The following is a 20,254-nucleotide window of genomic DNA, read 5'->3' as shown; positions in this document are numbered from 1 at the left end:
TTTATCAGTCAATCAGGCCCGGAAGAAGGTGAATCGTCATCTTCTGCTCATCCAGGTCCACATCCAGAATACAGTCATGGATCGCCGGAATCAGAACTTCTCCGTGCTCTTTCGAATCTACAATATAAACGTCGTTCGCACCGGTCTCCATCACATCGCGGAGCGTGCCGAACAGTTCGCCGTCCTCGGTGTACATCTGCATTCCCTGCAGGTCTGCGATATAGTATTCGTCCTCTTCCAGCGGAATGGCATCCTCTCTCGTCACATAGAGGCTGCAGCCTTTATACCGTTCGATATCGTTGATGTTGTCAATTCCTTTGAATTTTACAATGGCAAGCTGTTTGAAAAAACGCACACCAGTTACATGGAGTTCTTTTTTTTCTTTTCCTGTATCGAGAAAAACGCGGTCCAGAGAAAGAAAACGCTCCGGATCTGTCGTCGGGTATACCTTTACCTCACCGCGTACGCCGTGGGTTGTGGTAATTACGCCAATCTGCAAATATTCTTCCATTCAAAAACCCTTTCCAACCAGTTCTACTGTGTATTGCGACTTGAGAAACACGCTTTGCGAGTTTCTCAGGTTATCGCGGCAGTCGCCAAGGTCCCGTGCAAGCACGGACTTTGGCTCGTTGCCCGCGTAAAGAAAGGAACCGGCAGCAACTGTCGGTTCCTTTTCCTATCTTTTACTTACTGTAAAATTTCTACGACAACTTTTCTGTCGCTCTTTGAGGAAGCTGCTTTTACAACCGTACGGATTGCTTTCGCAATGCGTCCCTGACGTCCGATGACTTTTCCCATATCTGACGGATCTACTTTGAGTTCCAGCAGAAGGTCATCACCGCTGACGGTTTCTGTCACAACTACCTCAGATGGATGATCAACCAGAGATTTTGCAATTACTTCGATAAGTTCTTTCATTACAAGATACCCCCGTATGAATTATTTCTCGATACCAGCCTGTTTTAAGAGTTTGGCAACGATTTCGGTCGGCTGTGCGCCGTTAGCCAGCCATTTTTTAGCAGCCTCCTCGTTGAAGCTGATTGCGCTCGGCTCGCGGTTCGGATCGTAAGTTCCGATCTCCTCGATGAAACGTCCGTCTCTTGGGGATCTGGAATCTGCTACAACGATTCTATAAAAAGGAGCTTTCTTCTGTCCCATTCTTCTTAATCTCATTTTTACTGCCATTTTTCTTTACCTCCATTGTAAATTCATGTATTTATTTATATTTTTTCTTTTATGCTAAAAGGGAAGTTTGAATCCTCCTCTTTTACCACCCTTACCGACCATTCCGGTCATCTGTTTCATCATTTTTCTTGACTGTTCAAACTGTTTGATGAAACGGTTTACCTCCGCGATATCAACACCGGCACCTTTTGCGATTCTCTGCTTTCTCGACGGGTTGATAAGATCCGGATTTTCTCTTTCCTTCGGCGTCATGGAAAGCACGATGGCTTCCTTTCTCGCCATATCTTTTTCATCCACCATACTCTCGAGGTCCTGGCCCTTCATCTTTGTGCCGACGCCCGGAAGCATATTCAGGATGCTGGAGATGCCGCCCATATTGCGCATCTGCTCCATGGAATCCAGGTAATCGTTGAAGTCGAACTGTGCCTTCTTCATCTTCTGTTCCATGGCTTTTGCTTTCTCTTCGTCGATGTTTGCCTGTGCTTTTTCAATCAGGCTCATGACATCGCCCATGCCGAGGATACGGGACGCCATACGGTCCGGATAGAACTGCTCCAGATCCGAAAGCTTTTCGCCCATGCCGACATAAAGAATCGGTTTGCCGGAAACTGCGCGGATCGAAAGTGCCGCACCACCTCTGGTGTCACCATCTAATTTTGTAAGCACTACGCCGTCGATGCCGACTTTATTGTTGAACATCTCGGACACATTGACTGCATCCTGACCGGTCATAGCGTCTACTACCAAAAGGGTCTGATCCACAGGAACAGCCGCTTTGATATCCTGTAACTCCTGCATCATCTCTTCATCGATGTGCAGACGGCCTGCGGTATCCAGAATCAATACGTTGAAGCCGTTTGTCTTTGCATGCACCAGCGCTGCCTTTGCGATATCCACCGGACGGTTTTTATCTCCCATGGCGAACACTTCCACGCCCTGCTTTTCTCCGTTGACCTGCAGCTGTTTGATCGCTGCCGGACGATAGACATCGCAGGCGGCAAGGAGAGGTTTTCTTCCCTTTGCTTTTAACTTTCCTGCAATCTTTGCGGTTGTGGTTGTTTTACCGGCTCCCTGAAGACCTGCCATCATGATGATGGTAACTTCGCTTGCCGGGCGCAGTGCGATTTCCGTTGTCTCGGAACCCATCAGCTTGACCAGCTCGTCATTTACGATTTTAATGACCATCTGGCCCGGATTCAGTCCGTTCATGACGTCCTGTCCGACTGCCTGCTCCTGTACGGATTTGATAAACTGTTTTACTACTTTGAAGCTGACATCCGCCTCGAGAAGTGCCATTTTAACTTCCTTCAGCGCAGTCTTTACATCCGCCTCGGTAAGACGGCCCTTGCTTCTGAGATTTTTGAAAACATTCTGGAGTTTCTCGGTTAAACTTTCAAATGCCATGCTCAAAGCTCCTCTAATATATCCGATGCAATTGCTGCAATCCGCTGCATCACATCTTCTTTCGGGGTATCACCAGAAGGGTCTGTCAGCTTTCGGATCTCGTTCACATTTTCCCGGATCTGCACAAAGCGTTGTACCAGATGAAGCTTTTCTTCATACTCTTCCAGTGTCTTGTTGCAGCGTCTGACCAGATCGTGGACTCCCTGGCGGGAAATGCCCCGCGCTGCCGCAACCTCGCTCAGGGAAAAATCGTTGAGCACCACGTCCTCGTATACCTGACGCTGATGTTCGGTCAGAAGTTCGCCGTAAAAATCATACAGTAATGTCTGTTCCAATATTTTTTCCATTGCGATCACCTTGGTTATCATACACGAAAAGATGCAGGGTGTCAAGTATTTTTTCTTGACAGTTTTAAAATTTTTATGATATGTACCGGAAGCTGCAGAAAAGGCGCATTTTCCGCGTTTTTCCGCAGAAAATACGCCCCTTGTAAAGACTTTTGTAAGCCTACTGCAGCTCCGCAATCCTCGTTACCGCCACATAAATCGACTGGATTTTATACCACGTCGGGTAATCCACAATGCCGGAGACCGGCAGGCCGAACAGCCGCTGAAATGCTTCGACGGCGTCCTGCGTCTCTTCATCGAAATAGCCATTTTCATAGACCGTCGGAATCGATGAATACACCTCCGCAATCACGTTCAGCTGCTCCTGCATCTGCAGCACCTTGTTTCCGGACGAGCCGATGGTCAGGTCATACCCCGGCCAGGAGGACGGGATGCCGGAGATCTCCTCTGCCGTGTTGATATACATATTGTCTCCATAATAATTGCGGAGAATCTGGATCGTCGAATACCCTTGGTCCGCCAGTTTTTTCGAACCCCACTGGCTCATCCAGTTCGGGCAGCTCACACGGTTTCCGTCGCAGTACTGTGTCAGAATCGGCTGTTTCACATTCGGGCGCGACAGGTAATCGGCAAAGATCTCATCGACCACAAGGGAAATGCTGTCGAAAATATTTCTGCCGTAAATCCATTTGTGATCGTAGGCCGTCGACGAGGTGATCGTAAAATCGTATCCTTTGTTGCGATACCACTCCGTGTAGACGCGGTTCAGCGTAAACGACATGATTGCAAGAATATTCGCACGGATCGCCGCATCCGGCCACGTTGCATAGATTTCTGAGCACGCCACGTTTTTGATGTAGTCGCGGTACCGCACATAATAGTCGCGTGCCGTGCTGTCGGTCGGCGCTCCGTCGTGGACGATGATATACTCCGGGATCACGACGCGGGACAGCACAATCTCGCCGCTCTCCCCCGTCGGCTTGATCTCACTTTCCGGAATTTTCTCCGGATATTCGCCGAACAACGTATGATCCGGGATCGTCACATCCGCAAACGCTGCGCCCTCTGCCAGTTTGAGGTCCACCTGCTGGACGGACTGTTCTCCTGAAAGAAGCTCGGAGCCCGTCACTTCAACCGTTTCATACCCTTCCGCCTCCACTTTCACCGTATATTCGGAATACGGCTGGTTCACATTCGGTTCCAGACTGTACTCGAGCGGCGGTGTCGCCAGATCCAGCGTCTCCGTTCTGCCGTCCCCGTCGGTAATCAGCTCCTCGATCACATTCTGCGGATCTCCCGTATACGAAACCGTCACCCGCGCCCCGGAAACAGGCCGCGCCTGGATTCTTGCATTTACCCGGATTTCCAGCCGCCCGCGGTCAGTCATTTCCTGCTGCATACGCAAATTTTTCATAAAAAAGCCCCATATCCTGCACTCCTTTTATGGTATGCAGAATATGAGGCTTTGTTGCTTTTCACTTTTCGATTTACAGGATCCGCTGGACGTCGTGGATCATGACGTAGACCATCAACGCCATCAGCAGCACCAGGCCCGCGAAGTGAACCATGCCTTCCAGATCACGCCGGATCGGTTTTCTGCGTATGGCTTCTATGATCAGAAAGACAAGCCGTCCGCCATCGAGTGCCGGGAGCGGCAGCAGGTTCATGACGCCAAGGTTCGATGACAGCAGAATCACCATGTTCAGCATCGTCATCACCGTAACCAGAACGCCCTGCGATTTTACATCATCATAGGCGGTTCCGATCGCATCCACCACGCCGACCGGGCCGGAAAGATCGTTCACGGAATACTGTCCGGTAATCAGCATACCGACGCTGTCAATGACGGTGCGCACCCAGTATTTGATCTCCAGCACGCTGTATTTCAGCACGCCGATCGGGGACTGTTTCTCCCGGAGCTGATACGAAAACTGTACATTCGCATACGTGTTTTCAACCGGTGTCACCGTAATCTCTTTCGTCTTTTGGCTGTGCTCATACTCCAGCGTCACAGCGCTTCCATCGAAAGGATGCTCTGTCTGGTAAGCAGTAAAATCTGCCACACAGGTGATCGGCGCTCCGTTGATCGATACGAGCAGGTCGCCCGCAACAACACCCGCAGCGGCAAGCGGCATATTCTGCTGCACATACGTGAATTCCATGCCGCGGTCGCAGTCATCGTAATTGAAGCCCATCATATACCGCGTCGTCATCGTCGGTTCATATGTGATCGTTTTCTTTTCTCCATCGGCCTTTTTGACCTCCAGCGTAATCTCATCCGTCGGCACGCCCTGTACCGTCATCACGGAGTTCAGCTCTTTTCCGATGGAAATATGTCTTCCCTCGTAGGATGTGATAATATCTCCCGCTTCGAGGCCTGCCTCTGCCTCCGGCGAACCGTCCGCAACTTCTGTGACGCGCGCCGGGGAGCTTCCCGCGTAGCTGATCACAAAGATCGCACAGAAAAATGCCAGAATCATGTTGAACACCGGTCCCGCCGCAACGACGGAAATTCTTGCCCACACGGATTTGCTGTTAAAGGTTCCTTCCCCCTCCTCTTCACCGTCCTCGCCGAGCATCTGGCACGCGCCGCCGAAAGGCAGAAGTTTTAAGGAATAGATCGTTCCTCCTTTTTCTGTCTTCACGACAGTCGGGCCAAAGCCGATCGAAAATTCCGTCACGGTAATGCCATTCGCCTTCGCCAGAAGAAAGTGCCCCAGCTCATGGATAATGACGGTAATTCCGAAAATGAGTACGGCTATCAGGATTTTTACAATCATGCTGTCTTATTCTCCCATCTTATATCTGCTTGCAATCCATTCATACGTCTCCTGCTCCGTCGCGAGAATCTGCTCCAGCGTCGGATCGGCAATCGTTTTGTGTGCTTCCATTGCACCGGCGATCACGTCGTAAATCTCGAGGAAACGGATCTTCTTCGCGAGGAACAGTGCAACGGCGCGTTCATTTGCCGCATTGAAGACCGTCGGCATGGAGCCGCCCGTCCGGGACGCCTGCATTGCCATCGGAAGGCCGAGGAAGGTCTCCATATCCGGTTTTTCAAACGTGATCTGTGTCAGCGCCGCAAAGTCGAGGCGGTCGCCTGCAAGGAAGCGGCGCTCCGGGTAATACAGTGCATACTGGATCGGCAGTTTCATATCCGGCGTGCCAAGCTGTGCCATGACGGCGCCGTCTTTAAATTCTACCATCGAATGAATGATGCTCTTTGGCTGTACCACAACCTGGATGTGGTCGAGGTCGACACCGAACAGCCATTTTGCTTCCATAACCTCGAGTCCTTTGTTGACGAGTGTCGCGGAATCGATGGTAATCTTGTGGCCCATCGACCAGTTTGGATGGCGGAGCGCCTGCTCTACCGTTACGTTTTCGAGCTCTGCTCTCGTCTTTCCACGGAACGGACCGCCGGATGCGGTGATCAGAAGCTTATCGATTTCTTTTCTGTTTTCCCCGTGCAGGCACTGGAAAATTGCCGAGTGCTCACTGTCAACCGGAAGAATCTGCACGCCGCATTCTTTGGCCAGCGGCATAATAATGTGTCCCGCCGTTACCAGTGTCTCTTTGTTTGCCAGTGCAATGTCTTTTCCTGCCTTCATCGCCGCAACCGTCGGGCGGATGCCGATCATGCCGACGATCGCTGTCACAAGGATTTCACTCTCCGGCATCGTAGCAAGCTCGAGCATGCCGTCCATGCCGCTGCCGATTTTTACAGGAAGATCCTTCACTCTGTCACGGAGTTCTGCCGCTTTCGCCTCATCACCGACTGCCGCAAATTTTGGATGAAATTCCCGGATCTGCTGCTCGAGCAGGGTAATATTGCTTCCGGCGCTGATGCCGACCACCTCAAGATCGCCGTTGGCACGCACGACATCGAGGGTCTGGGTTCCGATCGAACCGGTTGAACCAAGAATTGCTATTTTCTTCATATTCCAGTTTCTCCCATCTGCTTCCCGTTTATGCTGTGTGGGAAGCTTTTTTCTAGTGAATCAGAAGCACCGACAGGAAATAGATGATCGGTGCGGTAAAGATTACGCTGTCAAAGCGGTCAAGAATGCCTCCGTGGCCCGGAATCAGCTTTCCGTAATCCTTGATGCCCTGATTTCGTTTGATTGCGGATGCCGCAAGGTCTCCGACCATGGAGATCAGCGCGCCGACACCGCAGATAATCGCATATTCCATCATGCCGCCCTTTGTTGCAGCCGCATAGATGATACCGAGCAGAATTGCTCCGACGATACCGCCGACAGCTCCTTCTACGGATTTTTTCGGGCTTAAAACCGGCGCCATTTTATGTTTTCCAAAAAGCACGCCCACGCAGTATGCACACGTGTCACAGCCCCAGGAACACAGGAAAATCAGCCATACATGGAATTTTCCGCCGTCCAGCATACGGGTCTGGTATACATAGGAAAGCATTACGCCGACATAGACAATTGCAAAGAACGCTGGCATCACCTGATTGGCGTTGTATTTTGGATAAGTAAATACGTATACTGCCATCAGAAGCACGAGATCCAGGATCAGTGCAAGCATCTGGTACATCGGATCCTGAAGCAGCAGGGACAGATAGAAAATCACAACGCCCGCATAGCCTGTGATTTCCAGCAGGTTCCACTTGTCTTCTCTTACTTTCATGACACGGAACAGCTCTCCTGCGCCAATCAGCGACAGACAGAGCACCGTCATATAGAGCACAGTTCCGCCACTGCAGATGGTAAGCAGTGCCACAAGTACAAGCACGATACCGCTTAACAGCCTTGTCTTAAACATCTTTTATTCCTCCTTCACGCCGCCGTAGCGCCGATCTCTGTTATTATATTGTACTATGGCTTTTCTCAATTCCTCTTCATGAAAATCCGGCCATGGAACATCGGTAAAATAAAACTCTGTGTAAGCAAGCTGCCACATCAGATAGTTGGAAAGGCGCTGTTCACCGCTTGTGCGGATCAGAAGATCCGGATCCGGAATTCCGGCAGTATCGAGATAGCTCTCAAAACACTGCTCTGTCAGCTTTCCGTCTTCATCAAACGCATTTTCTGCGAGAGTTCCGTTTTTTACGTCCTCGATCATGCGGGTCATACCGCGCAGGATCTCGTCTCTGGAACCGTAATTCATCGCAATCTGGAAGTACATGTGATCATAGTCTTTGGAGCACTCCTCAAGCTCACGAATGCTATCCTGGATATCCTGCGGGAATGCGCTCGGATCTCCGATAATTTTGACACGCATCTGGTTTTTATGTGCTTTCTTGATGCACCGTTTCAGATACTGGCGGAACAGCTTTAAGAGTCCCTCCACCTCGGCGCGGGATCGTTTCCAGTTCTCAGTCGAGAATGCATAGACGGTCAGGTATTTGACACCCATATCTTTGATCACGTCACACATTTTTTCCAGGTTGTCACACCCGACAATATGGCCGTAGCCGCGCGGCATATTCCGTTTTTTCGCCCATCGCCCGTTTCCATCGAGAATGATGGCGATGTGATTCGGCACTTTTAACTCATTTTCCATGTTCTTTTCCTCCGTAAATTGTTTCCCGTAAACGAACGATTCAAAAAGTGATTCCTTTTCGATATACAAAACAACAGGCTGCCTGCAAATGACAGGCAGCCCTCGCTCAGAGCATTTACGCTCCGGTATTACACGGTCATAATTTCTTTGGATTTTACGTCCACCATCTGATCTACTTCTTTGATGTATTTGTCTGTTAATTTCTGGGTCTGCTCCTCGAGTTCTTTGATTTCGTCCTCGGAAACGTCCTCTTTGGCAAGTTTCTTGAACGCATCATTGGCATCGCGGCGGATGTTGCGGATGGCTACTTTTGCGCCCTCGGCTTTTTTCTTTACCTCTTTTACCAGCTCTTTACGACGGTCCTCGGTAAGCTCCGGGAATACCAGACGGATGACTCTTCCGTCATCGGACGGGTTGATGCCAAGATCGGACATCATGATCGCTTTCTCGATCTCTTTTACCAGGGATGCTTCCCATGGCTGGATCTGGATCATACGTGCTTCCGGAACAGAGATGTTTGCTACCTGCTGCAGCGGAGTCGGTGTTCCATAGTAATCTACAGTAATGCGGTCCAGTACGTGCGGGTTTGCACGGCCTGCGCGGATGGTTCCGAATTCGGAATCGAGGCTTGCAATGGATTTGCCCATTTTTACCTCAAACGGTTTTACTCTCTCGTCGATCTGATTTGCCATATTAATTTTGTCCTCCTGCTATCTCTTATACGGTCACTCTTGTGCCGTTGATTTTTCCGTTTGCAGCATTTACAATGCTGTTCTCTTCATTTAAACCAAATACCAGCATCGGCATTTTGTTTTCCTTGCAAAGGATGGATGCGGTCATATCTACCACTTTCAGATCCTTTTCAATGACTTCCTGAATGGAGATCTCGTCAAATTTCTTTGCATCCGGATTGGTCTTCGGATCGCTGTCGTAGACACCGTCTACTGCTTTTGCAAGCAGAATTTCGTCTGCCTCGATCTCAATGGCGCGAAGTACGGTTGCCGTATCGGTTGAGAAATACGGATGGCCTGTACCGCCGGCAAAGAATACAACCATGTTGTGCTGGAAATATTTGTTTGCACGGTCTTTGGAAAATCCTTTTGTGAACTCTCCGCATGGGAATGGAGTCAGAACTGCGGTCATCATTCCCTGGGAACGGAAGATTTCTGATACATAGATACAGTTCATAACGGTTGCCAGCATACCGATCTGGTCTGCTTTGGTACGGTCGATATTTTCGGAACTGCGTCCTCTCCAGAAGTTTCCTCCTCCGATTACGATGCCGACTTCAATTCCCTGGTCTACCAGAGTTTTTACCTGTTTTGCCACTTTTGTGACGGTCGGCTCATCAAAACCGGTGTGTTTTTCTCCTGCAAGAGCTTCTCCGCTCAATTTCAGTAATACTCGTCGTTTCATCTTGCATCCTCGTTCCTTTATGATATTTTTTCACAAATGTCTTGCATTTATGAAATGATTATACCATCTGTTCCCCAAAACGACAAGGGCAAAATTCGTTTCTGTTTACCTGCGGTACTCGGTCGGCGTGAGGCCAGTGTAGCTTTTAAATCTCTTTGAAAAATACCCCGGCGAGGAAAATTGATAGTTCAGCGCAATCGTCATAATCTCTTCATTTGTATTCCGCAGATCGGTTACCGCGCTGTCTGCTTCTGCGAACCGACGACCTGGATCATCTGCTGTGTGGTAATCTGTATTTTTACATTCACCATTCGAAAAGAATTCCGCGATACGGCGGCATAAAAGCCACAAAAAAATCTCTGTCGGAAGTTCAGACTCCTGACAGAGATTTTTTATAGATTCATTTTAGATCTGTGCTACCACAAAGATATCATAGATCGCTTTGATTGCAGTCTCGAAATCGCGGTTCTCCACGCCGATGATGATGTTGAGTTCACTGGAACCCTGGTCGATCATCTTGACATTAACATGTGCGTGTGCCAGTGCAGAGAAGATTCTTCCGGCTGTGCCTCTCGTTCTTCTCATGCCGCGGCCTACCACAGCGATCAGTGCCAGATCGGACTCAAGCTCGATGGAATCCGGCTGTACGGCGCGGTGCAGTCCTGCGATGATCTGCTGCTCTTTTTCTGCGAACTCATTCTGATGAACGAATACGGTCATCGTATCAATACCGGACGGCATATGTTCAAAGGAAAGATTATTATCTTCAAAGACACCGAGCATTTTTCTGCCAAAGCCGATCTCGGTATTCATCATGCTCTTCTCTACGGTGATCGAAGCGAAACCTTTCTTTCCTGCAATACCGGTGATGGTGAATTTCGGTTTGCTGCAGGTATTCTCTACAATCATGGTTCCCGGATCCTGCGGTGCGTTGGTGTTCAGCACGTGGATCGGAATGCCCTCCTGGCGGAGCGGAAAGATGGAGTCCTCATGAAGTACGGTAGCTCCCATGTAGGAAAGCTCACGCAGCTCGCGGTAGGTAATGGTGGAAATGACTTCCGGATCTTTGACGATACGCGGATCGGTTACCAGGAAACCGGAAACGTCGGTCCAGTTCTCGTAGATGTCAGCGTGTACGGCCTTTGCCACGATGGAACCGGTGATGTCAGAACCGCCGCGGGAGAAGGTTTTTACGCTTCCGTCCGGTTTTGCGCCGTAGAATCCAGGAACGACTGCGTTATCCAGATCTTTTAAACGCTCGGAAAGCACTTTGTCAGTCTTGTCTGCAAGAAAGTTTCCGTTCTCGTCGAAGCAGATCACTTCTGCAGAATCAATATACGTATATCCCAGATAATTTGCCATCACGATACCGTTCAGGTACTCTCCGCGGGATGCGGCGTAGTCCTCTCCGGCTGCTGCTGCAAAGTTTTCTGCGATTTTTTCAAATTCCGGGGAAAGATCCAGGCTGAGGTTCAGACCATCGATGATCTCCTGATATCTCGCTTTGATATTCTGCAGTTTCTTCTTGAAATCTCTTCCGGCAGCTGCAGTGCGGTAGCAGTCATACAGCATATCGGTTACTTTCGTATCAGCAGAATTTCGTTTTCCAGGAGCGGAAGGTACCACGTATCTTCTTCCCTCATCTGCGCGGATGATGTCTCCGACCTTCTTAAACTGCTCTGCGCTCGCGAGGGAGCTGCCGCCGAATTTTACTACTTTCTTCATAATAATCTCTCCTTGCGTTCTTTTCGGATATCTTTCGAAATCTCGTTTTTCAGCCCGTCACTTTAACGTTAGAAAGCTGTTACGTACTAGATTAGAACAAAATCTCGTATGCGTCAAGAACTTTTTGGGCTGATTTATTCATTCCACAGATAAATTTCCGGTTTTTTCTCCATTTCATAGGAGAATGTCTCTCCAAGCCCGTAAACCGCCTGGCTTAATACGTACTCGCCGTTGTTTGCATAGATTTCGATCATATTCGGATCTACGAAAATCTCGAGAAGATCGCCCTCTTTTAACTGCGGTGTCTCCGCATAGAGCCATCCTTTTGCGCCGGACGGATAGACGTTTGTACGGTCTGCGCAGACCTTGCCGCTCTGCCGCCAGATCTTATAGCCGCCGATTTCCAGACTCTCACCTTCTTTTAATTCAGCTCGGATCATGACACACTCCCCGCAGGCAGAGACAATGGAATCTGTCTTTTTGCAGAATCCATCGCGGATAGCAGGAAGAACGCGGAAATAGATGTGATCGTTTTCTACCTCCACCACACGCGGCAGACAGAACATACCATTCCATGTACCATCTACCGGTTCCGGCATCCGAAGCCATGCGATGGAAATCCGGTTTCCGTCCGCATCTGTCATGGTCTGCGGTGCATAGAGATCGCCGCCGCAGTCCAGAAGCTGCCAGCTCTCCGGGAACTCCATCGTACAGGTTTTCTCATCAAAGTCAGGCAGCATGCAGATCGCCTGATCTGCATAGCCGTCGGTATCCTCGATCAGTTCCATCGGAGAGAATACAAAGACGCTGCGTCCATTCACGGTAAAGAGATCCGGACACTCCCACATCCAGCCAAGTTTCTGTTTCGTCGTCGCCTGTCCGGCCAGATGCCAGTGGGAAAGATCCTCACTCTTATAGAATAATGCCTCGCCCTTGTGATCCTTCGTCGTGCTTCCAAGCACCATGTACCACGCATCGCTTCCCTTCCATACCTTTGGATCGCGTGTGTGCGTATTGTCGCCGATTTCCGGATCGGTGAGTGCCGGGATAACAACCTCTTTATCCCCGAACACATCAAAATGCATGCCGTCTTTCGAGGTCAGGTGAAGCTGCGACGAGGTAAAGTCACCATTCAGGCACGCATGAATATCTTTCGGATCTACCTGATTATAATGAACACCAGTGTAAAAGAGATGCATCACGCCGTCCTCTTCTACCGCGCTTCCGGAAAAGCAGCCGTTCTGATCCTCAGAAAGACTCGGGAACAGGGCAACACCGACGTGCTCCCAGTGAATCAGATCCGGGCTCACCGCATGGCCCCAGTGCATCGTACCCCACCGCGGTGCATATGGAAAATGCTGGTAGAAAAGATGATACTGTCCTTTGTAATAAATCATGCCGTTCGGGTCATTCACCCAGTTGCCCGGCGCTTTTACGTGCAATCTGTTTTTCATGTGTTTCGTTTCCTTTCCTTTCTGTCTCGTTCCTGTTGTTTTACTAAGAAAAGCCGGGAAAAGAAAGCTTTTTTGTTCCGCCCTCCTTTGCCCGGCTGTTCTGTCATTTCTGTTATTTTATTTCACTGCTCCGGCTACGACACCGTTGATGATCTGTTTCTGCAGTACGACGTACAGAATCAGGATCGGGATGACACAGAGCAGAAGGCCTGCCATGATGGTTCCGTAATCTGCGGAGTAGGTTCCGTAGAAGCTGTAGGTGGAAAGCGGCAGAGTCAGCAGCTTTTTGTCGGTCAGTACCAGGGACGGCAGCAGGAAGTCATTCCAGAATGCCATCGCATTCATGATTACCATGGTGGAAATGATCGGCTTTAACAGCGGGAACACGATGCGGAAGAAGGTCTGGGTGTGGGTACAGCCGTCGATGTAAGCGGCTTCCTCCAGCGCCAGCGGGATACTTCCGCGGATAAATCCGTGGAACATAAACACGGACATCGCCATGGAAAATCCGGTATGCATGAAGATCAGGGTCAGTCTGTGGTTCAGAATGTTCAAGGTTCCGCCGTATACACTGACAAGCGGTATCATGATTGCCTGGAACGGAATGATCATGGATGCAACCATCAGTGCAAAGATGATATTGGAAAATACGTTGACATTACGCACGATGTAGTAAGCCAGCATAGCTGCAAGTACCGTAACCAGTACGGTTGCTGTTACAGTTACAACCAGAGAGTTCTTAAAGGCATTCAGGAAATTCATCTGATTGAATGCTTTTACAAAGTTATCAAATGAAAGACCTTTGATCGTAAACAGCCAGGAGAACGGGCTCTTGATGATATCACGTTTCTGTTTTAAGGAGTTGATGATAACCATGGCAAACGGGAACATGAACGCACAAAAAACGATGATCATAAGGAGCATAGCCAGCGCGTCGGTTACTTTTTTCTTTGTTCCGCCAATTTTCTTCTGATTCATTATGCTTCAACCTCCCTCTTCTTGGTGGTGTATACCTGAATACCGCTGATGCAGGCTACAATGATAAACAGGATAAAGGCTTCTGCCTGGCCGACACCGAACTGTCTCGATGTGAATGCTTTCTCATATACGTGCATCGCTGCCATCTCGGTGGTTCCGTACGGAGCACCGCCGGTTAAGGAAAGGTTGACATCGTATACCATGAACGCACGGGACAGGGTCAGGAAAAGGCAGATGGTAACGGAGGACATCATCAGCGGGAGGATAATATTTTTCATCTTTACCCAGCCGGATGCACCGTCGATGCTTGCAGCCTCGAGCACGTCCTCAGAAAGTCCCATAAAGCCGGCAACGTAGATCAGGATCATGTATCCTGCCAGCTGCCATACCGAAACGAGTACCAGAGCTGCAAACGCTTTGTTCGGAGTGGAAAGCCAAGAGATTTCAAACAGGCTCCATCCTGTGGTCTCGCCGATGCTGACGAAAACACGGGAGAATACGAACTGCCAGATGTATCCAAGAACGATACCGCCGATCAGGTTCGGGGTGAAAAATCCGGCACGGAAGAAGTTCTGGCCTTTGATGCCGCGGGTCAGGATGTAAGCCAGCAAAAAGGCGATCACATTGACGAGAACAACAACCGCAATGACATATTTAAAGGTTAGCAGCAGGGATTTCCAGAACTGCGCGTCGCGCATAACGGCTGCGAAGTTGGAAAGTCCTACAAAGTTTTTCACACTGGAAACACCGTTCCAGTCGGTTAAGGTCAGGTAAATACCGTAGACAAACGGTACCATGACGACTGCCAGGAAGCAGAACAGGCCCGGCAGCGCAAATACACAGAAATCTTTTCCCTTGTTGCTTGATTTCATTTTCGTTCCTCCTTCATATCCTCCGGCCTACTGCTCATCCCAGTATGCCTGGATGGAATCCATCAGTTCCCCGCGGTCACTTCTTCCGGCCAGATATTTCTGCATTGCCGCACCAAGGACAGACCAGTGGTCGTTCGGCACGATCGCGGATGCGTTGAATGCTTCGCCGTTCTGTACTTTTTCATAGATGTCGCAGCTTAACGGATCGCTTGGCTCGTTCGGATTGTTTTTAAACGGTGGGATCAGGCTGCAGGTTTTTACAACCATCTGCTGTCCGATCTCACTGTAAACCAGCCAGTTCAGGAACTCTTTTGCTGCTGCTTTCTGCGCGTCGGTTGCCACGATATCATCCAGCATGATCTGTTTGGACGGGGATGCCTGGATTTTGCTGTTGACGAAGTCGTCCGGATCGTTGTTCATAAAGTATGGAAGGAAGCCGTACTCGTCGGTCGTCTCAGCACCTGCCTCCTCGAGGTTCGGCCATGCCCAGTTTCCGTTAAACCAGAAAGCGGTTTTTCCGTCTGCCAGGTCAATTGCCATCTCATCGTAATCTGCGCCGAGCGGGTCGCCCTTTGCTACGTTGTACTCTTTTAACAGATCAAAGGCATTCAGGAACTCATTCATGCGGCTGTAGTCCGGCAGATATAAGGTTCCGTCTTTCAGCTCGTTGATGACTTCTGCTGCACCGTCGGAGGTTCCGTCGTATGTCTCGTAGATGTACTGCAGCTGATGTGCACCAAGGGACCAGTCTTCTTTTGCCATGGAGATCGGATTTTTCATTCCGTTGTCCCGCAGGCTCTGGAGGAGTGCTGCGAAGTCGTCCTGGGTTTTGATCTCGGATGGATCGAACTCGGTACCTAAGGTATCTTCGATCACGCTCTTGTTGTAGATAATACCGCGGCCCTCGATACAGAGTGGGAAGCTGTAAACCTTTCCGTTGATTTTGGTCAGGTACTCTTCTGCCTCACCGGTCCATGCTTCATTGCTTAAGTCGGCTGCTTTTTCCTCTGCCAGCGCAATGACATCGGTCGTATCCAGAATGGAAAGTGTCGGCGGGTTTCCGGAATTGTAGAGGCTGACTACTTTGGTATAAGGAGAATCGCCGTCCGTTACCGGCATGATCTCAATATGTACGCCTGCTTTCTCCTCGAACACTTTTGCAATCTCTTCCAGTGCTGTCTGGATTTCTGCTTTTGTGTTCATGATGACGATACTCGTTCCGGAAAGCGACGTATCGTACTGGAAGGTATCGGTGGTCATGTCGATCGGCACTTCTTCTTTTACTGCGTTCGGGTCATCCGGATCGCTTGCGAAGCCGAAGGTGCATCCGGTCAGTGCAGAAGTAAGAAGCACGCCGGACATTCCAAGAGCTGCCGCCCTGGCACTAAATTTCTTTCTCATCACAATTCCTCCTGTTATCTCTGGACAGCGGGTCCTGTCCTTCGTTTTGTGTAACCGGTCAAGTAACCGGTTACTTTCGTTGTCTTTATCATAGCATTGACAGTGGGTTTCGTCAATATTTTCTTTACTTTTCGTGATTTTCCATAATTTTGTTTTTGGCTTTTGTGGAACTTTTACAAAACCGGTTACTTAACCGATTCCCGCTTGTTCCGGCGGGCGAGAAATGTTATACTATATTCATATACTATTTGTTTTTTTTCTGAAAACTTACACGATTCACGCAACACTTTTGAAGGGAAGGACACTTGAACTTATGGCACGAAAAAAAAATGTAACCTTTAATGATATTGCACAGTACACGCATTTTTCCAAAACAACCATTTCCCGGTATTTCAACAACCCGGATTCCCTGACACTGGAAAATCAGCAGATCATTTCCGATGCACTGGATAAACTGAACTATAAAGAAAACAAAGTGGCAAAAATCCTCGCGAACGGACAGACCGAATTTGTCGGCGTCCTGATCCCGAGTCTCTCCATGAACTACTATTCCGAGATGCTGAATCAGATTCTTGCTTCTTATGAAAAATATGGCTATAAATTCCTCGTCTTCGCCGGAAACGGCCACGGCGAGACGGAGCGCCGCTACATTCAGGAGCTGATGTCGTACAAAATCGAGGGCCTCATCGTCCTCTCCCATACACTCTCCTCCCGCGAACTCTCCAATCTGCAGATCCCGGTCGTTGCAATTGAGCGCGAAGACCAGTTCGTCAGCAGTGTCAATACAGACAACTACCTCGGCGCGTACGAAGCGACTTCGCTTCTGATTCATAACCACTGTGATGTCCTGATTCATCTGAACTCACCGACCAAAGAAAATGTTCCTGCCTACCGCCGTCTCACCGGTTTCCAGGATGCCTGTGTAAAGGCCGGTGTACCGCACGAGGTTATCATTCGGGATTTCGGACTCTCCTATCAGGAAGCCGCAGCACCGATGCAGGAAATCTTTGACAACATCGAACAAAAATATGCCGGTCATAAAAAGGGCATCTTCCTCTCCAACGATGATCATGCCAATATTCTTTTAAATCTTCTGATCCGCAAATACCATACCCTGCCGGACGATTACGAACTCATCGGCTTCGACGGTGCGCCGATTTCCGAGCAGGCTATCTATCCGATCAGCACTGTCGGCCAGCAGATTGACCAGATTGCAGGCGAAGCTGTTTCCCTTCTGGTCTCCCAGATGCAGGAACGTAAAAAACGCCACCCGGTGCCGCTTGCCGAGCCGGTTCACAAGACCGTTCCGCCGCTTCTGATCCGGCGTCAGACGACCACTTGATTTTATCGAAAAAAGTGCCATCCACCTGCGGACTGTGTGCCCTGCAGTTTGTGGATGACACTTTTCTTATCTTCTTACTTTTTAGTTCTGTCCGTAATAAGCATTTGCGCCATGCTTGCGGTAATAGTGCTTATCCTGCAGCTCCTGCGGTGCCGGCTGGATTCTCGGATTGATGGTCTCAGCGCGGTATGCCATTTTGGCAACCTCTTCGAGGACAACAGCATTGTGAACAGCCTCATGCGCATCTTTGCCCCAGGTGAACGGTCCGTGGTTCTTGCAGAGAACAGCCGGAACGGCTTTTACATCTTTTCCCATCCGTTTGAACTCATTGACGATCAGATGGCCGGTGTTTTCCTCGTATGCCTCGTCAATCTCTTCTTTTGTCAGGCAGCGCAGGCACGGTACTTCACCGTAGATGTAGTCTGCATGGGTTGTTCCGTAGCACGGAATGCTTCTTCCCGCCTGTGCCCAGCTTGTCGCATAGGAGGAATGGGTGTGAACAATGCCGCCGATCTCCGGAAATGCTTTGTACAGCTCCAGATGGGTCGGGGTGTCAGAAGACGGACGGTAGCGTCCTTCTACTTTGTTTCCGTTCAGATCCATGACAACCATATCGTCCGGTGTCAGCAGGTCGTAATCCACGCCGCTTGGTTTGATGACGAACAGACCGCTTTCCCGGTCAATCTCGCTGACATTTCCCCAGGTAAAGGTAACCAGTCCGTATTTTGGAAGAAGCATGTTGGCTTCGTATACTCTTTTTTTCAGCTCTTCTAACATTGTGTTGTCCTTTCTGTCTTTCCCAAACGATGGTTCATTTTAAGCTCTCTACTGCTGCACGCTCAATCGGCAGGCCTTTTTTGTAGCGGTCGGTGAATACTTCAAATCCAGCGACGTCTGCTGGGTCCGGATCCATCTTGGTTCCGGCATTTCCTGCGAAGACTTTTGCATCGAGGTAATCCTCGAGTGTTTCATTCTCTTCTTTGTTGATCATATAAGAGGCCAGCAGTGCGATGCCCCAGGCTCCGCCCTCTCCTGCTGTCTCCATGACGGAAACCGGTGCGTCGATGGCACCTGCGAGGATCTTCTGGCCGACACCTTTTGTCTTGAAGAGACCGCCGTGGCCGAGAATCTGGTCGACCTGCACATGCTCCTCTTTCATCAGGATGTCAAGGCCGACTTTCAGGGCGCCAAGGGAAGTAAACAGGTTGACTCTCATAAAGTTTGCCAGATTGAATTTCGCATCCGGAGTACGTGCGAAGACAGGACGACCCTCGTTGAAACCGGTTACGTGCTCGCCGGAGAAGTAGTTGTAGGCAAGGAGTCCGCCGCAGTCTGCGTCGCCCTCCAGGGCTTTGTTGTACAGCTTGCCGAACAGATCATTCGTGCTGATTTCCATGCCGAAGGTCTGCGCAAATTCACGGAAGAGATTGACCCATGCATTCAGATCAGAAGTACAGTTCTGGCAGTGCACCATGGCAACCGGATGACCGGACGGGGTTGTTACCATATCGATCTCCGGGTATACTTTGGAGAGGTTCTTCTCCAGAACGATCATAGCAAAAACGGAAGTTCCGGCAGACACGTTTCCGGTTCTGACGCGGACGCTGTTTGTTGCTGCCATACCTGTTCCGGCATCGCCCTCCGGCGGGCAGAGCGGAATGCCTGCTTCCAGATTTCCGGACACGTCGAGAAGTGCGGCACCTTCTTTTGTCAGAACACCGGCATTGTCACCTGCAGTCAGAACGTGCGGCAGAACATCGAGTGCTTTCCATGAATATGCTTTGTCTGCGACTGCCTCGTCAAATTTGGCGACCCTATCGGCAAAGTAAGTGTTGGTTTCAGAATCGATTGGAAAGATTCCAGATGCCTCGCCGACACCAACGACACGCTCGCCGGTCATTTTCCACTGAATGTATCCGGCAAGGGTTGTCACGTAGTCGATATCTGCCACATGCGGCTCACCGTTTAAGATTGCCTGATACAGATGGGCGATAGTCCATCTCTGCGGGATGTGGAATCCGAAAAGATCGGTCAGCTTCTCGCTTGCTTCTTCTGTGATATTGTTTCTCCAGGTGCGGAACGGCACAAGGAGGTTTCCTGCTTTGTCAAATGCCATATAGCCGTGCATCATGGCACTGAAGCCGATGGCTCCGACGCGGGTCAGGGTGATGTCGTATTTTTCTTTGACATCAGCTGCCATTTTGGTATAGGCATCCTGCAGGCCCGTCCAGATGTCCTCGAGGGTGTAGGTCCACACGCCGTTGTCGTAGCGGTTTTCCCACTCGTGATCTCCGGATGCGATCGGGGCGTTGTCTGCGCCGATCAGGACGGCTTTGATTCTGGTTGAGCCGAACTCAATACCAAGTGCTGTTCTCTGTTCGAGGATTGCTGTTTTTGCATCCATTCCCATTGTTTGTTTTTCCTCCTTAAAATAATATGGTTAATTACATCCAATCATAGACAAGTGTGTTTAGCTTGCATTCTCAAACCAATAGATTTTTGAATATTTCCATAGTAATTTGCACTTTCTCGCATTAACTTTTTTACAATGTTTTGTTGGGCTTTGAAAATTAATCGCTTTTTGTTCCGGGTATAGTGCTGTTA

21 protein-coding genes are annotated in these 20,254 nt (G+C 49.7%); 1 reads left to right on the top strand and 20 read right to left on the bottom strand.

Annotated features, from left to right (window positions below; genetic code table 11):
* Positions 1 to 4: 4 nt before the first annotated feature.
* The 18 genes from rimM to ACY2VW_RS02515 all read right to left on the bottom strand — a co-directional run bounded on the left by rimM (position 5) and on the right by ACY2VW_RS02515 (position 16,308).
* Entirely contained in the window at positions 5 to 511 is a 507-nt protein-coding gene (gene rimM, locus ACY2VW_RS02600; protein WP_022461508.1) for a ribosome maturation factor RimM, read from the bottom strand.
* Positions 512 to 687: 176 nt separating this feature from the next.
* The gene (locus ACY2VW_RS02595; RefSeq protein ID WP_022461507.1) at positions 688 to 918 is read right to left on the bottom strand and encodes a KH domain-containing protein; all 231 of its coding nucleotides are present in this window, start codon (positions 916 to 918) and stop codon (positions 688 to 690) included.
* A 21-nt stretch (positions 919 to 939) separates the two neighbouring features.
* Positions 940 to 1,185: a 30S ribosomal protein S16 gene (rpsP, locus tag ACY2VW_RS02590; RefSeq protein WP_022461506.1), complete on the bottom strand. Its 246-nt coding sequence runs from the start codon at positions 1,183 to 1,185 to the stop codon at positions 940 to 942.
* Positions 1,186 to 1,239: 54 nt separating this feature from the next.
* Complete coding sequence (gene ffh, locus ACY2VW_RS02585) at positions 1,240 to 2,589, bottom strand: signal recognition particle protein (protein ID WP_461873156.1); 1,350 nt, start codon at positions 2,587 to 2,589, stop codon at positions 1,240 to 1,242.
* A gap of 2 nt (positions 2,590 to 2,591) precedes the next feature.
* Positions 2,592 to 2,936 carry a YlxM family DNA-binding protein gene (gene ylxM, locus ACY2VW_RS02580; protein WP_330377042.1) on the bottom strand — a complete coding sequence of 115 codons (345 nt, stop codon included), beginning with the start codon at positions 2,934 to 2,936 and terminating at the stop codon, positions 2,592 to 2,594.
* Positions 2,937 to 3,096: 160 nt separating this feature from the next.
* Positions 3,097 to 4,350: a peptidoglycan-binding protein gene (locus ACY2VW_RS02575; protein ID WP_461876886.1), complete on the bottom strand. Its 1,254-nt coding sequence runs from the start codon at positions 4,348 to 4,350 to the stop codon at positions 3,097 to 3,099.
* Positions 4,351 to 4,423: 73 nt separating this feature from the next.
* Entirely contained in the window at positions 4,424 to 5,716 is a 1,293-nt protein-coding gene (gene rseP, locus ACY2VW_RS02570) for an RIP metalloprotease RseP (protein ID WP_461876885.1), read from the bottom strand.
* Positions 5,717 to 5,722: 6 nt separating this feature from the next.
* The gene (locus ACY2VW_RS02565) at positions 5,723 to 6,877 is read right to left on the bottom strand and encodes a 1-deoxy-D-xylulose-5-phosphate reductoisomerase (RefSeq protein WP_461876884.1); all 1,155 of its coding nucleotides are present in this window, start codon (positions 6,875 to 6,877) and stop codon (positions 5,723 to 5,725) included.
* Positions 6,878 to 6,929: 52 nt separating this feature from the next.
* Positions 6,930 to 7,721: a phosphatidate cytidylyltransferase gene (locus ACY2VW_RS02560; RefSeq protein WP_461876883.1), complete on the bottom strand. Its 792-nt coding sequence runs from the start codon at positions 7,719 to 7,721 to the stop codon at positions 6,930 to 6,932.
* 3 nt (positions 7,722 to 7,724) lie between these two features.
* Positions 7,725 to 8,462 carry a polyprenyl diphosphate synthase gene (gene uppS, locus ACY2VW_RS02555; RefSeq protein ID WP_461876882.1) on the bottom strand — a complete coding sequence of 246 codons (738 nt, stop codon included), beginning with the start codon at positions 8,460 to 8,462 and terminating at the stop codon, positions 7,725 to 7,727.
* A 128-nt stretch (positions 8,463 to 8,590) separates the two neighbouring features.
* The gene (gene frr / locus ACY2VW_RS02550) at positions 8,591 to 9,109 is read right to left on the bottom strand and encodes a ribosome recycling factor (protein WP_373141022.1); all 519 of its coding nucleotides are present in this window, start codon (positions 9,107 to 9,109) and stop codon (positions 8,591 to 8,593) included.
* Between the two features lie 70 nt (positions 9,110 to 9,179).
* On the bottom strand, positions 9,180 to 9,878 hold the full coding sequence (pyrH, locus tag ACY2VW_RS02545) for a UMP kinase (RefSeq protein WP_022461497.1): 699 nt from the start codon (positions 9,876 to 9,878) through the stop codon (positions 9,180 to 9,182).
* 105 nt (positions 9,879 to 9,983) lie between these two features.
* Positions 9,984 to 10,229 carry an AraC family transcriptional regulator gene (locus ACY2VW_RS02540; RefSeq protein WP_461876881.1) on the bottom strand — a complete coding sequence of 82 codons (246 nt, stop codon included), beginning with the start codon at positions 10,227 to 10,229 and terminating at the stop codon, positions 9,984 to 9,986.
* Between the two features lie 54 nt (positions 10,230 to 10,283).
* Entirely contained in the window at positions 10,284 to 11,603 is a 1,320-nt protein-coding gene (locus ACY2VW_RS02535; protein WP_461876880.1) for an aspartate kinase, read from the bottom strand.
* A 134-nt stretch (positions 11,604 to 11,737) separates the two neighbouring features.
* A complete protein-coding gene (locus ACY2VW_RS02530; RefSeq protein WP_461876879.1) occupies positions 11,738 to 13,057 on the bottom strand; it encodes a glycoside hydrolase family 32 protein in 1,320 nt (439 codons plus the stop codon).
* Positions 13,058 to 13,174: 117 nt separating this feature from the next.
* A complete protein-coding gene (locus tag ACY2VW_RS02525) occupies positions 13,175 to 14,035 on the bottom strand; it encodes a carbohydrate ABC transporter permease (RefSeq protein WP_461876878.1) in 861 nt (286 codons plus the stop codon).
* Positions 14,035 to 14,907, bottom strand: a complete 873-nt coding sequence (locus tag ACY2VW_RS02520) for a carbohydrate ABC transporter permease (RefSeq protein ID WP_461873166.1) — start codon at positions 14,905 to 14,907, stop codon at positions 14,035 to 14,037. Before ACY2VW_RS02520 ends, ACY2VW_RS02525 begins: the two co-directional genes overlap by 1 nt.
* 27 nt (positions 14,908 to 14,934) lie before the next feature.
* Positions 14,935 to 16,308: an ABC transporter substrate-binding protein gene (locus tag ACY2VW_RS02515; RefSeq protein WP_461873167.1), complete on the bottom strand. Its 1,374-nt coding sequence runs from the start codon at positions 16,306 to 16,308 to the stop codon at positions 14,935 to 14,937.
* Between the two features lie 313 nt (positions 16,309 to 16,621).
* On the opposite strand from ACY2VW_RS02515, the gene ACY2VW_RS02510 reads away from it, so the two are divergent.
* Positions 16,622 to 17,650, top strand: coding sequence for a LacI family DNA-binding transcriptional regulator (locus ACY2VW_RS02510; RefSeq protein ID WP_461876877.1), 1,029 nt, complete (start codon positions 16,622 to 16,624; stop codon positions 17,648 to 17,650).
* An 81-nt stretch (positions 17,651 to 17,731) separates the two neighbouring features.
* Here the strand turns inward: ACY2VW_RS02510 and ACY2VW_RS02505 are convergent, their stop codons facing one another.
* Entirely contained in the window at positions 17,732 to 18,427 is a 696-nt protein-coding gene (locus ACY2VW_RS02505) for an L-ribulose-5-phosphate 4-epimerase (protein WP_022461490.1), read from the bottom strand.
* Between the two features lie 34 nt (positions 18,428 to 18,461).
* On the bottom strand, positions 18,462 to 20,054 hold the full coding sequence (locus ACY2VW_RS02500) for a xylulokinase (RefSeq protein ID WP_461876920.1): 1,593 nt from the start codon (positions 20,052 to 20,054) through the stop codon (positions 18,462 to 18,464).
* Positions 20,055 to 20,254: the final 200 nt, after the last annotated feature.

Source organism: Fusicatenibacter sp., from assembly GCF_977045365.1.
Note: the sequence above shows the minus strand (reverse complement) of the source record. Positions and strands in the feature narration are given on the sequence as shown.

Excerpts from the sequence above, each read along its gene's own strand:
- rimM (WP_022461508.1), bottom strand. The coding sequence starts at position 511 with ATGGAAGAATATTTGCAGATTGGCGTAATTACCACAACCCACGGCGTA.
- ACY2VW_RS02595 (WP_022461507.1), bottom strand. The coding sequence starts at position 918 with ATGAAAGAACTTATCGAAGTAATTGCAAAATCTCTGGTTGATCATCCA.
- rpsP (WP_022461506.1), bottom strand. The coding sequence starts at position 1,185 with ATGGCAGTAAAAATGAGATTAAGAAGAATGGGACAGAAGAAAGCTCCT.
- ffh (WP_461873156.1), bottom strand. The coding sequence starts at position 2,589 with ATGGCATTTGAAAGTTTAACCGAGAAACTCCAGAATGTTTTCAAAAAT.
- ylxM (WP_330377042.1), bottom strand. The coding sequence starts at position 2,936 with ATGGAAAAAATATTGGAACAGACATTACTGTATGATTTTTACGGCGAA.
- ACY2VW_RS02575 (WP_461876886.1), bottom strand. The coding sequence starts at position 4,350 with ATGAAAAATTTGCGTATGCAGCAGGAAATGACTGACCGCGGGCGGCTG.
- rseP (WP_461876885.1), bottom strand. The coding sequence starts at position 5,716 with ATGATTGTAAAAATCCTGATAGCCGTACTCATTTTCGGAATTACCGTC.
- ACY2VW_RS02565 (WP_461876884.1), bottom strand. The coding sequence starts at position 6,877 with ATGAAGAAAATAGCAATTCTTGGTTCAACCGGTTCGATCGGAACCCAG.
- ACY2VW_RS02560 (WP_461876883.1), bottom strand. The coding sequence starts at position 7,721 with ATGTTTAAGACAAGGCTGTTAAGCGGTATCGTGCTTGTACTTGTGGCA.
- uppS (WP_461876882.1), bottom strand. The coding sequence starts at position 8,462 with ATGGAAAATGAGTTAAAAGTGCCGAATCACATCGCCATCATTCTCGAT.
- frr (WP_373141022.1), bottom strand. The coding sequence starts at position 9,109 with ATGGGCAAATCCATTGCAAGCCTCGATTCCGAATTCGGAACCATCCGC.
- pyrH (WP_022461497.1), bottom strand. The coding sequence starts at position 9,878 with ATGAAACGACGAGTATTACTGAAATTGAGCGGAGAAGCTCTTGCAGGA.
- ACY2VW_RS02535 (WP_461876880.1), bottom strand. The coding sequence starts at position 11,603 with ATGAAGAAAGTAGTAAAATTCGGCGGCAGCTCCCTCGCGAGCGCAGAG.
- ACY2VW_RS02530 (WP_461876879.1), bottom strand. The coding sequence starts at position 13,057 with ATGAAAAACAGATTGCACGTAAAAGCGCCGGGCAACTGGGTGAATGAC.
- ACY2VW_RS02525 (WP_461876878.1), bottom strand. The coding sequence starts at position 14,035 with ATGAATCAGAAGAAAATTGGCGGAACAAAGAAAAAAGTAACCGACGCG.
- ACY2VW_RS02520 (WP_461873166.1), bottom strand. The coding sequence starts at position 14,907 with ATGAAATCAAGCAACAAGGGAAAAGATTTCTGTGTATTTGCGCTGCCG.
- ACY2VW_RS02515 (WP_461873167.1), bottom strand. The coding sequence starts at position 16,308 with ATGAGAAAGAAATTTAGTGCCAGGGCGGCAGCTCTTGGAATGTCCGGC.
- ACY2VW_RS02510 (WP_461876877.1), top strand. The coding sequence starts at position 16,622 with ATGGCACGAAAAAAAAATGTAACCTTTAATGATATTGCACAGTACACG.
- ACY2VW_RS02505 (WP_022461490.1), bottom strand. The coding sequence starts at position 18,427 with ATGTTAGAAGAGCTGAAAAAAAGAGTATACGAAGCCAACATGCTTCTT.
- ACY2VW_RS02500 (WP_461876920.1), bottom strand. The coding sequence starts at position 20,054 with ATGGATGCAAAAACAGCAATCCTCGAACAGAGAACAGCACTTGGTATT.